The organism is Vibrio rarus (assembly GCF_024347075.1).
Lineage (GTDB): Bacteria > Pseudomonadota > Gammaproteobacteria > Enterobacterales > Vibrionaceae > Vibrio > Vibrio rarus.
The window spans coordinates 1779331-1792924 of the sequence record NZ_AP024900.1 but is presented as its reverse complement, the minus strand read 5'-3'; the positions used below and the strand labels follow the sequence as shown (position 1 = coordinate 1792924).

The following is a 13594-nucleotide window of genomic DNA, read 5'->3' as shown; positions in this document are numbered from 1 at the left end:
CATAGAGATCTAGAGTCACATAGTGAGCTTATTGATGACCAATGGTGGTCGATAAGATGCAATGCTGCTGCGGCTCAACCACTGTGCCACTGTCAATGCTAGAGGCATGCTGGCAAGCCTCGATGCAAAGCATGGTTTTATAACCATCATCTTGCATGTCACCCATAGCTTGCGCACCTTGAGACCATGGGTTCCATATGACGGCGCTGTTCGCCCCTTCAAGGCCGATAACAAGGTCACGCTGTAAACCTGGGTCTTGTAAGGTAATGATAGGCTTTGGCTGTGTGTAAACGCGATCAACGGATTCGGTTAGAGTTAGTACCTCTTCTCCTTGGGTCAACTTGGACGCATTTAGACTGTCCAGATAGACAGGTCCCATGCCTATGGTGTGTACGCGGGTAATATCGGAGATATTAAGGTAGGAGTGCAGTGCCCCAGAAAAGCGCCAAGCTTCAGTATCGGTATTGGTCACATCCAACGTCACTTTAAGCACTTCGCTCACTTCAATATCTAATACGGCGTCAAACTGATGTGGCCATATAGCGAGAGTGTGCTCGTTTGCCGTTAACCCTAAGCGGATAATCACGCCTTGCTCACTGTCTCTGTGCTCCACCAGTTGCCATTCACTGCTACGTGCAAAACCATGGGCCGGGGTAGCCACACGGCCGAACCAAGGCCAGCAGATGGGGATCCCGCCACGAATGGCCGTGTGTCCGTCAAAGATGGCTTGCTGGCTTAACCAGATAAGATCGTTTTGAGAATTAGGTTGGTATGAAATGACATGGCCACCATGCAGGGCAATGGCTGCATTGGCTTTTTCGTGCATAACGCGCACAATTTTTATTTGATCAAGTTGAGCTATGGTAACGCTGTCAGACAGGACGGCAACGGGGGGTAACTGATATACATCCATATTGAGCTCTCACAAAACTAGGGCGTACTTTCTGTTGAGTAGGGGAGCTACTCTTTTATCATACTAATCGTACTAAATAACAGGTCATTCTAGCTTGTTAAAATACTCGATAACTGCGTTACAATTTTTGATTGTAGAATAACGACTTATCGCAAAATTCCGCCTTGTTTTCGAGCGTTTTTCCAGCGCTATTTCTGATCACTTACTTAGTGTGATAAGTATAAAATTTTGCCCTAAAAATTGACAAAAAAAAGGCGACTCGAAAGCCGCCCTTAAGCAAAATACTGAACTAATACTTACTTAGAGATGTGAGTGATTAGGTCAAGAACTTTGTTTGAGTAACCGATTTCGTTGTCGTACCAAGATACAACTTTAACGAATTTGTCAGTTAGGGCAACACCTGCTTTAGCATCAAATACTGAAGTGTGAGTTTCGCCGATGAAGTCTTGAGAAACTACTGCATCTTCAGTGTAACCAAGAACGCCAGCCATTTCGCCTTCAGAAGCTTCTTTCATTGCTGCACAGATAGCTTCGTAAGATGCGCTAGTTTTTAGGTTAACTGTTAGGTCAACTACAGAAACGTTAGCCGTTGGTACGCGGAAAGCCATACCAGTTAGAAGACCGTTTACTTCAGGAAGTACAACGCCTACAGCTTTAGCAGCACCAGTTGATGATGGGATGATGTTTTGAGAAGCACCACGACCACCACGCCAGTCTTTAGCAGAAGGACCATCTACAGTTTTTTGAGTTGCTGTAGTAGCGTGAACTGTAGTCATAAGACCAGATTCGATACCGAATTTGTCGTTAAGAACTTTAGCGATAGGTGCTAGACAGTTAGTAGTACAAGAAGCGTTAGAAACGATGTCTTGACCCGCGTAAGTGTCAAAGTTTACACCGTTAACAAACATTGGAGTTGCGTCTTTAGAAGGACCAGTAAGAACAACTTTCTTCGCGCCAGCAGTGATGTGCTTACGTGCAGTTTCGTCAGTTAGGAATAGACCTGTTGCTTCAGCAACAACGTCAACATCAATTTCATTCCATTTTAGGTCTTCAGGGTTACGCTCAGCAGTTACACGTACAGTGTTACCGTTTACGATTAGGTTACCGTCTTTAACTTCAACAGTGCCGTTAAAGCGACCGTGAGTTGAATCGTATTTAAGCATGTAAGCCATGTATTCAACGTCGATAAGGTCATTGATGCCTACAACTTGGATATCAGCACGCTCTTGCGCTGCACGAAATACGAAACGGCCGATACGGCCAAAACCGTTAATACCTACTTTGATAGTCATTATGTTGCTCCACAACTTAATTAAGATTAATTATAAACTGGTAGTAAAACTACAAAACTCAGTTTCCTTCTGCAACACATAATCAAGTTTATTTTGTTTAATGTCAAAAAAAAATACCGTCTTATGTCAGAAAGACTTACAGATGACGCTTTATTGTACTTATTTGACCTATTTTTGTCTGATAAGTGTGTGTTACGCAACAAAAATGAAAATTTGGCACAAAAATCTCACCTCTCTTGCATAAGTGGAAAGAAGTATGTGCTACAACATCCATACTGGCAAGTAATTCAAAGCCAAAATTTATTAACAAAATATTAGGCATATAACAGGACTTGTTTTGAACGATAACGATCATAAAAAATCAGACCAAGAATGGCGTAACATATTGTCTGAAGAGGCTTTTCGCGTTTGTAGGCAACAAGGGACAGAAGCCCCGTATAGCGGGACTTTACTGCATAATAAGGACACGGGCGATTATCTATGTACGTGTTGTCAGGCGTTACTTTTTAAATCCGAGAACAAATACGATTCCGGTTGTGGTTGGCCCAGTTTTGATGCGCCAGTATCCCATGATGCGCTGCGTTATTTGGAAGATAACAGCCAAGGAATGCAAAGAGTCGAAATTCGTTGCGGTTTCTGCGATAGCCATTTAGGACATGTGTTTCCTGATGGCCCAAAAAGCACTGGAGTCCGTTATTGCGTGAACTCAGTTTCATTGATTTTTAATAACAGCGACCTACAGAAAACGTAAATCTGTCGTTATTTTGTTACAATTGAAATTAATTTAGAGGAAGGCAATGAGTCAAAGTCACCCTAGTTTACAACAGATGATCGATACTATTACCCCTGAAGCATATCAAAGATTAAGCTTTGTGGTTGAAACCGGTCGTTGGCCAGAAGGCACCGCAGTGAGCGATGAGCAAAGGGCATTTTGTCAGCAAGCGGTTATGCTGTATCAAAGTAAGCACAACACTGAAGCGCAGCATATGACGGTAGCGGTGGGCGGGGAAATCAGCTTTAAATCAAAGAGTGAACTGAAGCGTCAATTTACTAATGAACAGACGATAGCAAAGGTAAAAGTGGATTAAGTCACGACAGTGACTATTGGGGAATCACTGAACATCCATACGCAGTAAACGCATTGATGTTCAGCTTAGTAAAGCTTTACTTTAGTTGACTACAGGCTCATTTCTCCGTGTAGCACCTGTTGCATTCTTAGCTTAATTTCTTCGTATTCCAGACCTTGGCTCAATAAAAAGTGCAGTTTTGCCAGCGCCGCTTCATGAGTCATATCGTAGCCACTGATCACCCCTGCCCCTGCTAATGCACACCCTGTGGCATAGCCCCCCATGTTGACCTTTCCAGCCAGACATTGAGTGAGATTGACCACAATCACACCGCGCTCAGATGCCTCTTTAAGGTGGCCTAACAATTGCGGGTTTTGTGGCGCATTACCCACCCCAAAAGTGAGCAAAATCATGGCGTTAACGGGTTGCCTTAGGGTATTGCGAATCACCTCATGTGAAATACCAGGGTACATAGTGATCACGCCAATAGGTTGTGGGGTGATCGTGTGTACCTTAAATTCGCCGTCAGCTTGTTTATTTATTTGCGCTTGTGGGCTGAGTTGAATGTGGATCCCCGCTTCTAGCAAAGGAGGCAGGTTAGGAGAAGTGAAGGCCGAAAATCCGTCTGCATGAGATTTGGTGCTTCGATTGCCTCGCATCAATTGGTTATTGAAAAACAAGGTGACTTCGTTAATAGGGTAGTTGGCCGCAATGTGCAGTGCGTTAAGTAGATTGGCTTGTCCGTCAGAACGTAATTCTGCCAGCGGGATCTGCGATCCTGTAACAATGACAGGTTTGCCAAGGTTTTCTAACATAAACGACAAGGCAGAGGCGGTATAAGCCATAGTGTCAGTGCCATGCAAAATAACAAAGCCGTCATAATCATCGTAATGTGCTTTTATATCATTGGCGATCTGTTGCCAGTCAGAAGGGGTCATATCCGATGAGTCAATCAATGGCGCATATTCATGGATAGTATACTGTGGCATTTCTGGACGGTGAAATTCAGGCATGGCGGCCAATTGTGACTCCATAAATCCCGCAACCGGAACATAGCCATTGGCTGATTTTTGCATACCTATGGTACCGCCAGTATAAGCGATATAGATGTGTTTACGTGTGTTGTGCTGAGGCATAAAACTAGGACTTTTTCTACGACGGACAGATTGAGGCGAAGTATAACGGATCTTTTAGGGCACGCAATACGACAGTGAATGGATTAAAATAAAAAAGCCCAGCAAAGCTGGGCTAAATAATACAAATCGTACTAAATAACGGGTCATTCTAGCTGGTTAAAATGCTCGATAACAAGGCAGAATTTTTGATTGTAGAATAACTACTTATCGAAAAGTTCTTCCTTGTTTTCGAGCATGTCTCCTGCGCTATTTCTGATCACTTACTTAGTGTGATGGGTATGAGGTATATAAGGTTATTCAACCTGACACGGTAAACATAGGGTGTAGTACCCATTCGGGTCGTTAAACTCTTGCATCATACTGAGATCTTGTTGCATTTGTGATGCCATAGGTTGTAAGGCACTCGGTAGCCATGCATTGACATCAAGCCCTAAGGAGACCGAAACATGCTTGCTGAAATCCTGTAGGAATTTTTGAGCAGGTGTCAGCGGTTTTTGTAACCAATTTAGAGAGTAAGACTCTACCTTAGCCAAGGTGGCTGCGCGAGCAATGGCATCATCAAAGTCACCAATGGAATCCACTAAACCTTTGTTGACGGCATCTTGCCCAGTCCAAACGCGCCCTTCAGCAATTTTTTCGACAGCTTTTGCATCTAAGTCTCGGTTGACGGCCACTAAGCCTGTAAAGCGTCGGTAGCCATTTTCAATGCCCAGTTGCATGGCACGTTTTGCCCCCTCGTTGAGCCCTGACATCGCGCCGATGCCCGAGAACGGAGAAGTGCCGAGGCCATCGGTATGAATGCCGTATTTATTCAGCCCTTTTTCAAAGGTAGTGACGATACTGAAAATCCCGATAGAGCCGGTAAGCGTGGTAGGTTGAGCCAAGATTTCATCGGCAGACATGGAGATCCAATACCCGCCAGAGGCAGCAAGACTCGACATGGACACCACAACCGGTCTATTGGTTTGTTTAAAGGCGACAATTTCATTGCGAATGACTTCCGAAGCAAATGCACTGCCTCCTGGGCTATCCACTCGCAGTACTAACGCTTTCACTTTGTCGTTTAAACGCGCCTGACGAATGAGACTGGCCGTAGTGTCACCCCCTACAGAGTTGCCTTGTTGTGGTCCATCCATAATGGCACCACTGGCGACTACAACCGCAATTTGATTGTCGGATTGGTTTAGCTCAGGGCTAAGCTGATCTTTATAGGTGTAGTAATCAACAGAATTAAAGCCGGACTTCTCATCTCCTCCAAACGCATCAATCATAGCGTCTTGTGCTTGTTGACGAGTGGCCAATTCATCTACCATACCTAGCTTCATGGCTAACAGAGATAAGCTCCCATCCGCCTGTGAAAACGCTTTGATAAACTCATCCATACTTGGATTAAACAGCGCTTTATCGATATTTCTATTGTGCGCGACATCATCCACATACGCGCCCCACAGTTGCCCTAGCCAAACGCTGGCTGCTTCTTTAGCTGGGGCTGACATGCTGTTACGGGTGAAGGGTTCTACCGCTGATTTGTAGGTGCCCACTTTGAATACGTGAGTGCTAACGTCTAAATTGTCCAGTAACTCTTTATAATACATAGAGTAAGAACTGTAACCTCGTAGCATGACACCGCCATCGGGAGAGAGATAAATTTTGTCGGCATAGCTGGCAAGATAGTATTGGCTCTGATTATAAAAATCGCCAATGGCATAGATAGGTTTCCCTGTTGCCTTAAACTCGTTTAATGCTTTAGCAATATAGCGCAGCTTAGTGAGATTTGTTTCCGGCATTTTTTTCAGGCTCAAGACCAAGCCTGACACATTATCGTCACTGGCAGCATGACGAATTGTGTTTCTAATGTCGTATAACATGTTCTCTTTAGGGGTGTCTTTTCCTAGTAGAGAGCCCGTTAACGAATCCATAGGATTGCTGGCACGTCGGTCTTCGACGATTTTTCCAGAAAGGTTAAGAACGAGCGCTTTGGCTGTTTGATCCACAGCAGGGGTATCGGATTTACTGTCAACTTGAGTCACAGTAAAATAAATAAAGACGAGAGCTGCAAGAAACAGCAAGTTGGCAAGTGCGACACGAGTGAAGGTGATGACCTTCCAAATACCTCTTGCTATCTTACCAATGAAGCGAAACAGTGTTTTCATTATATTCTCCGCCTGATCCTTCACAATCAGAGAGTTAAGGGATGATGTTTAATGCTAAGTGATAATGACGTTAATCACAAACAACCCATAGCTAATCATGTAAAAGAATTAAATCTAATCAGAGTGATAAGGGCATAATGCGCTTAAAAATTAGACATCTCATTCATTGCTTGGCAGGAAAGGCGCTGAGATTGTGATTTACCTGGGGATTTGTTGCGTAAATGTAAAAATATATTTGCCATATTGATCGCGCTACCTTATCGTGGTCTGACCAGAAAGTGATCAGCAATAGGGCATGCCATGTATCCAAATCTTCTTCAGCCACTTGACCTTGGCTTTACTCAATTAAAAAATCGCGTTTTGATGGGCTCTATGCATACAGGGCTTGAAGACAGTGCAAAGGGCTTGCAACAGTTAGCGACCTTTTATGAAGAGCGCGCTAAAGGGGGCGTGGGTCTGATTGTGACGGGAGGGTTCTCACCAAATTTACGTGGACGTCTTTATCCTACGGCGGCGCAGTTTAGCCGACCGAAACACGCTAAAGCTCACCAAGTGATCACCGACGCGGTACATAAACATGATGGAAAAATTGCCTTACAACTTTTGCATGCTGGCCGTTATGGTTATCACCCTCTCACACAAAGCTCCACTCCAGCTAAAGCTCCCATAGCCAAATTTGCCCCTAGCGAAATGTCACACCGACAAGTGAAAAGCACCATTGACGACTACGCCAACAGCGCCGCCCTTGCTAAGTTGGCTGGCTATGATGGGGTTGAGGTGATGGGATCGGAAGGCTATCTCATCAATCAATTTATCTGTAAACGAACCAACAAAAGAGACGACCAATGGGGAGGCTGTTACAACAATCGGATGCGCTTTCCATTGCAAATAGTTAAAGCCATACGCGCGGCGGCAGGAGAGGATTTTATTATTATATTCCGCTTGTCTATGCTCGATTTGGTGGAAGAAGGCAGCACATTAGACGACGTTATCCTATTGGCAAAAGAGCTAGAAAGAGCCGGTGTGACGATCATTAATACGGGGATTGGCTGGCATGAAGCGCGCATTCCAACCATAGTCACTTCTGTGCCTCGGGGAGCCTTTACTTGGGTGACCAATAAAATAAAGCCGCATGTGTCTATTCCTGTAGTGGCGACCAATCGCATTAATACGCCGGATCAAGCGGAACACATTATTGAGCAAGGTGCGGCAGATATGGTGTCCATGGCGCGCCCGTTTTTGGCCGATCCTGAGTTTGTGATTAAAGCGCAAAATAGCCAGCCGCATCTGATTAATACATGTATCGGCTGCAATCAAGCGTGTCTTGATAATGCCTTTAAAGGCAAGCGAGCCAGTTGTATGGTCAATCCTCGTGCTTGCTATGAAACACAATACCCTATTTTGATTGCACAAGTGAGTAAGCGAGTTGTGGTGGTAGGCGCAGGACCTGCGGGGTTGAGCGCAGCACTATATTGTGCAAAACGGGGCCATAAAGTGGATTTAATTGAACAAAGTGACCGCATTGGTGGCCAGTTTAGATTAGCCATGCAGATCCCGGGCAAAGAGGAGTTTCGTGAAACTATCCGTTATTTTGCCAATCAATTAGATAAATACGGGGTGAATGTACAGTTAAATCAGGTGGCTACAGAACAAGTGCTTGAGGACTACGATGAAGTCATTATGGCGACGGGCGTGAAACCGAGAACCGTTGACATCAGCGGTTTAGGGGAAAGTAGCAAGGTGTATGATTACCAAACGGTCATTCGCGAAAAAAGCCATTTAGGGTCAAAAGTGGCGGTGATTGGCGCAGGTGGTGTCGGTATTGATGTCGCGACCATGCTTACAGAGCCGAGTCGTTTCTCATTACAAGAGTGGATGCATGAATGGGGCATCGACCAAGAGTATCAACATGCGGGTGGCTTATACCCGTTCCCCGAGATCCACGCTAAAACCCAAGTATGGTTATTGCAAAGAAAGTTAGGCACGGTAGGTAAAGGGCCCGGTAAAACCACAGGTTGGGTTCATAGAGCCACATTAAAAAAACGCGGCGTGCATTTAACGGCAGGCGTCACTTATCAAAAATGGGATGAGTCTGGATTGCATATCGCCACACAAGGAGAGGATCACATTTTGCCTGTAGACAGTGTCGTGGTGTGCGCAGGGCAAGAATCGGTAAGACCGTTTGCCGATAAATGGGGTGAAAAAGCAGGGCATCTACATGTGATTGGTGGTGCCGATGAAGCGGGAGAGCTGGATGCTGTTCGCGCGATTCGTCAAGGATTTGAAGTGGCCATTAAGATTTAGTGCAATTGAGGTGTTACACTCACGATGGTATATGAATAGATGGCACATTGAGTCACATGTGCCATAGAAAGTTGTTGCTGTATTAAGCCTTCTCTTATATTGAAATTGATAGTGGAATGAACACCTATGGATGCACTCGACCTGTTATTGAACCGTCGCTCTATTGCTAAATTGTCTCACCCGGCCCCTTGTGGCGATGTATTAAATAATATTTTGGCTGCAGGGCTTAGAGCCCCTGATCATGGAGGCTTAACCCCTTGGCGGTTTGTGGTGGCTGAAGGGGAGGGCCAACAAAAACTGGCGGATATTTTAGTGTCCGCGGCGCAGTCAGCGGACGCGGAACAGGCGGTCATTGATAAATTAGCAAAAGCGCCATTTCGTGCGCCTATGGTGATCACTGTGATCGCTAAAACCAAGCCTCATCCTAAAGTACCTGAATTTGAGCAATACCTTTCCGCCGCTTGTGCTGTGCAGGCGATGCAGATGGCGGCTGTCGCGCAAGGGTTTCAGGGCTTCTGGCGATCGGGGACTTGGATGTTTGATAGCCATGTAGAACGGGCCTTTGGCTTACAAGAACAAGATAAAATAGTGGGTTTTTTGTACCTTGGTACGGCGCAATGCCAAGCTGCGCCAACCCCGCAGCGCGATCTCGATAAATTTGTAGAGTACTTATAGCCATAATAGTGAGCGTTAATAAAGAGTTTGACCTCTTCTTGATATAAAGGTCGCAGGCCATAGTTGCACTTAGATAGCTGGGTATGTATATTTATCCAGTAATTTATTTTTCCAAATATTTGTTAAACGCTTACTATGACTCGACTTTTTGTAGCAGAAAAACCCAGTTTAGGGCGCGCTATTGCCAGCGCTCTTCCTCGTCCACATAAAAATGGGCAAGGCTTTATTGAGTGCGGTAATGGCGATATCGTCACTTGGTGTATTGGACATTTGCTCGAACAAGTTGAACCGGATGTGTACGATCCTAAATATAAGCGCTGGGATCTGGCGGATCTTCCTATTATCCCAGACGCGTGGCAACTACGACCTCGTAAAAGTGCGGCCAAGCAACTTGCTGTGGTAAAAAAACTGCTGAAATCATCAAGCCAAATTGTTAATGCAGGTGACCCGGATAGAGAAGGGCAGTTGCTGGTGGATGAAGTGTTTGATTATTGCAAAGTCAGCAAAAGCAAAAAAGAATCCGCGCAACGCTTATTGATCAGCGACTTAAACTTATCTGCAGTAAAACGCTCCCTATCTAGCATGCGCAGTAATCGCGAATTTGTCCCTTTGTCGGTGTCAGCCCTTGCGCGCTCTCGCGCAGACTGGTTATACGGCATGAACATGTCTCGCGCTTACACTTTGCTGGGTAAAAAAGCCGGATATAATGGCGTACTGTCAGTAGGCAGAGTACAAACCCCAGTTCTTGGGCTTGTAGTGCGTCGCGATTTAGAAATCGAAAATTTTGTGCCTCGAGATTACTACACTCTTGAGGCGCTAATCCCTTATTCAGATCATAACGGTGCTTTTGATATTCGCGCTAAGTGGATTCCTAGTGACGCATGCAAAAAGTGGCTGGATGAAGATGGTCGAGTATTAAGCAAAGCACTGGTTGAAAATGTTGCTCAGCGCATTCAAGGGCAGCCGGCTATCGTTACAAAATCAGAACAAAAAACCACCAAGCAAGCTCCGCCGCTCCCTTATTCCTTGAGCGCCTTACAAATTGATGCGTCTAAACGTTACTCTATGAGTGCGCAGCAAGTTTTAGATTTGTGTCAGTCCCTTTACGAAAAATACAAAGTGATAACTTACCCTCGCTCAGATTGTCGCTATTTGCCCGTAGAGCATTTCAATGAAGCAAAATCGGTATGCGATGCTATTTTGAGCAATGCCCCTGAGCAAAGTAAGGCGGTGGCGAATGCCAATTTATCTCTGCGCTCTAAAGCGTGGAATGATAAAAAGGTTGATGCGCACCACGCCATCATTCCGACACCGAAAAAAGCCTCAAACTTGCCGCCGCAAGAAGCAAAGGTCTATCAGCTGATTGCAACTCAATATCTCATGCAGTTTTATCCGTCAGCGCAATACGCCGAATCTAAATTGGAATTCGATATTAAAGGGGGCAAATTTACCGCCTCTGGTCGACAATTATTGGTTCCCGGCTGGAAAGCGTTATTCCCGGCACGTAAAGATGCCACAGATAAAGATAAGCAAGCTCCGCAGGTGCCAGCGTTAGCGCAAGGACAACAATTAACTTGCCGCGAAGGTGAGATCAAACAAAAGCAAACCGAGCCGCCAAAACACTTTACTGAGGGGACATTATTGCAAGCTATGACCGGCATTGGACGTTTTGTACAAGACAGCTCATTAAAGAAAATCCTCAGAGAAACTGATGGGATAGGCACCGAGGCCACACGCGCCGGCATTTTAGATACGTTATTTAAACGCGCCTTATTAGTGCGTAGTGGCAAATCTGTATTAAGTACCCCAGCAGGTAAAGGACTAATTGCGGCCTTACCAGATCTTTCTACCTATCCAGATCTTACCGCCCACTGGGAAAAACAACTGCAAGATATGGCCGAGAAAAAACAGGCCTACCAACCTTTTATTAGCGAACTGCACCGCCAACTGGCCCAGTTAATGGACACCGCAAAAACCGGCCCCATACCCGACTCATTACGTGCGCTACCAGAAGTGAAAAAACCGGCCTATAAAAAGCGCCGTGCCAGTGGCAAAAAATCATATTCTAAGCGTAGTGGTAAATAACAGTATATCTTTATGGATCCCAAGTAGAGCGCCGCAATAGTGGATGTGGTGAAATCATCCTTGATGGCTTCATTGTGGCGAATAGGAATAAACGTCATGAAAGTGATAGTTTATTTTGCAAAATGAGGTGATGTGTGAAGCTCAGTGTCTGCGTTAATATATGAGTAACTAATAATTAATCCCTTTTCCAAACCAATGAAAAAAATAGTTTTAGCCACAACCCTTGCTCTTTTTTCTTTATCTTCAAATGCCGCATGGCGCACCGCCCCTAATGGCAGTGTTGGTACTCAGTTCCATACTAATAATGGGGATAGGGCGATATTTCAGGTTGCTCAAACATCACAAGGGCATATAGTTTCGGTGGGTATTTTCACTAAACAACCCTGTAAACCAGAAAGCAACGTGAAACTGGAAAGTGTCACATGGCTTGACCATAGCATACCTACATACATAGGTTGCAGAGAGACAGGTGTGGGCAAGGCGGTATTTTTATTCCCTAAAGTCCCTAGTGACAACGAGGAAATCTACGCTCGCTTAGTCAGTAATGCACAGCAGCATACTCCGTTGAGACTTAATGATGGTGTGGTTAGCACCGAGGGTTTTTTAAGCCTGAAATAGTCGGCGTGCCGTTTTTTTAGCGATATTACTCCTATCTATTTTGCTAAATGTAACTTATCCATAGCAAACAGTTTAGAGATCCCGCTCTAAACTGTTTTACGCGATTATTTGTTTTTTTTCATCCCCAGAGGTATGTGGGTCAAAAAAACTTTTTGTTAAAAATGAAAGACATGCCTTTAGCCGTACCTGGGCCAAACACTATTGCACAAGCCACATTAACGCCTACCGCTAAGCTCACAACACTGAGCATTGACCACCCGTGGTGAATTAAAACTATATTTATGAATGTGATAATTACAACGAACACACGAACCCCTATATTTAATTATCATTAGCAATTTATGCTACAGCGTGGTTTTAATTTTAATAATGTGAAACCTAAGAATTCAAATTAGATTGCACTAAAATGAGGCATCTAAATGTATTGCTTCTTTTTGCTGTTGGGGTATTTGATATCATTGTTATATTAGTTGTTAGATATAAGAAATGATGATGTGAAAAGAGAATGTGTTATTGGCGTAGGATTAATATCAAACTGGCATTGTAGAGCGCAATGGGGATGTCAGTATAACCATCATTCCCCATAACTATTAAAGGTCAACACCTCAGCACTATTACTCATTAATAAAACCGAAGGCATAGCGCTGAATATTAAACATTACCAAGCAATCTCTTGCCCATCATAATTAAAGAACCCACCGGACTGCTCTTTGCTTGCATGTTCAATGATATTAACTAAGCCGTTGACCGACTCATTGACATCAATTAGGGCGTTTGCTCCTCCCATGCGGGTTTTGACCCAGCCGGGGTGAAGGGCGAGTACGGTGAAGCCTTGTGGGTTTAAGTCGTTGTGTAGGCTTTTTATCACAGAATTTATACCGGCTTTTGATGAGCGATAGAGGTAACCACCGCCAGAGGTATTTTCTGTCATGCTACCCACTTTTGATGAGAGTATCGCGATGCGCTTTTCATTGCTTTTTTCAAGGGCAGGGTAGAAGGCTTCGACTAACTTTAGAGGGGCGATAGTATTCACTTCTAATACTTTACGCCATTCTTGCACATCGACATTGCCAAAAGCGACGCCTTTAGGGCCGTAATAGCCAGCATTATTAATCAGCAGATCTAACTGCTCAAACTCATTAGCAAGACGTTTAACCGCTGTGTAATCGGTGACATCTAATGGTCTAATGTGCAAGTTTTCATAGTGCTGGGTTAAATCAATCAATGGCTCGCTACTGGCTTCATCGCGGTAGGTAGCAATAACGTTTGCCCCCGTTTTTAAATAATGCTCAGTGAGTCCAAAACCGATACCGCGGTTAGCTCCGGTGATTAAAATGGTACGCATGGCTTT

The 13594-nt window shown here is 44.6% G+C and carries 11 protein-coding genes; 6 read left to right on the top strand and 5 right to left on the bottom strand.

Annotated elements, in window-relative coordinates:
* Window positions 1-28 precede the first annotated feature (28 nt).
* Both OCU56_RS08210 and gap read right to left on the bottom strand, forming a co-directional pair.
* Window positions 29-913: a D-hexose-6-phosphate mutarotase gene (locus OCU56_RS08210; protein WP_261872748.1), complete on the bottom strand. Its 885-nt coding sequence runs from the start codon at window positions 911-913 to the stop codon at window positions 29-31.
* Between the two features lie 296 nt (window positions 914-1209).
* Window positions 1210-2205 carry a type I glyceraldehyde-3-phosphate dehydrogenase gene (gene gap / locus OCU56_RS08205; RefSeq protein ID WP_261872747.1) on the bottom strand — a complete coding sequence of 332 codons (996 nt, stop codon included), beginning with the start codon at window positions 2203-2205 and terminating at the stop codon, window positions 1210-1212.
* Between the two features lie 337 nt (window positions 2206-2542).
* On the opposite strand from gap, the gene msrB reads away from it, so the two are divergent.
* Both msrB and OCU56_RS08195 read left to right on the top strand, forming a co-directional pair.
* A complete protein-coding gene (gene msrB / locus OCU56_RS08200; protein ID WP_261872746.1) occupies window positions 2543-2956 on the top strand; it encodes a peptide-methionine (R)-S-oxide reductase MsrB in 414 nt (137 codons plus the stop codon).
* Between the two features lie 46 nt (window positions 2957-3002).
* Window positions 3003-3293, top strand: coding sequence for a YeaC family protein (locus OCU56_RS08195; RefSeq protein ID WP_261872745.1), 291 nt, complete (start codon window positions 3003-3005; stop codon window positions 3291-3293).
* An 89-nt stretch (window positions 3294-3382) separates the two neighbouring features.
* On the opposite strand, the gene ansA is transcribed toward OCU56_RS08195, so the two are convergent.
* Together ansA and sppA are read right to left on the bottom strand one after the other, a co-directional pair.
* Entirely contained in the window at window positions 3383-4408 is a 1026-nt protein-coding gene (ansA, locus tag OCU56_RS08190) for an asparaginase (RefSeq protein WP_261872744.1), read from the bottom strand.
* A 293-nt stretch (window positions 4409-4701) separates the two neighbouring features.
* The gene (gene sppA, locus OCU56_RS08185) at window positions 4702-6561 is read right to left on the bottom strand and encodes a signal peptide peptidase SppA (RefSeq protein ID WP_261872743.1); all 1860 of its coding nucleotides are present in this window, start codon (window positions 6559-6561) and stop codon (window positions 4702-4704) included.
* Window positions 6562-6861: 300 nt separating this feature from the next.
* Between sppA and OCU56_RS08180 the strand changes: the two genes are divergently transcribed.
* The 4 genes from OCU56_RS08180 to OCU56_RS08165 all read left to right on the top strand — a co-directional run bounded on the left by OCU56_RS08180 (window position 6862) and on the right by OCU56_RS08165 (window position 12243).
* Window positions 6862-8865 (top strand): NADPH-dependent 2,4-dienoyl-CoA reductase, encoded by a 2004-nt coding sequence (locus OCU56_RS08180; protein ID WP_261872742.1) that lies wholly within the window; start codon window positions 6862-6864, stop codon window positions 8863-8865.
* A 126-nt stretch (window positions 8866-8991) separates the two neighbouring features.
* The gene (locus OCU56_RS08175) at window positions 8992-9540 is read left to right on the top strand and encodes an NAD(P)H nitroreductase (protein ID WP_261872741.1); all 549 of its coding nucleotides are present in this window, start codon (window positions 8992-8994) and stop codon (window positions 9538-9540) included.
* A 135-nt stretch (window positions 9541-9675) separates the two neighbouring features.
* A complete protein-coding gene (locus OCU56_RS08170) occupies window positions 9676-11625 on the top strand; it encodes a DNA topoisomerase III (RefSeq protein WP_261872740.1) in 1950 nt (649 codons plus the stop codon).
* 195 nt (window positions 11626-11820) lie between these two features.
* Window positions 11821-12243 carry a hypothetical protein gene (locus tag OCU56_RS08165; RefSeq protein ID WP_261872739.1) on the top strand — a complete coding sequence of 141 codons (423 nt, stop codon included), beginning with the start codon at window positions 11821-11823 and terminating at the stop codon, window positions 12241-12243.
* A 658-nt stretch (window positions 12244-12901) separates the two neighbouring features.
* On the opposite strand, the gene OCU56_RS08160 is transcribed toward OCU56_RS08165, so the two are convergent.
* Complete coding sequence (locus OCU56_RS08160) at window positions 12902-13588, bottom strand: SDR family oxidoreductase (protein ID WP_261872738.1); 687 nt, start codon at window positions 13586-13588, stop codon at window positions 12902-12904.
* Window positions 13589-13594: the final 6 nt, after the last annotated feature.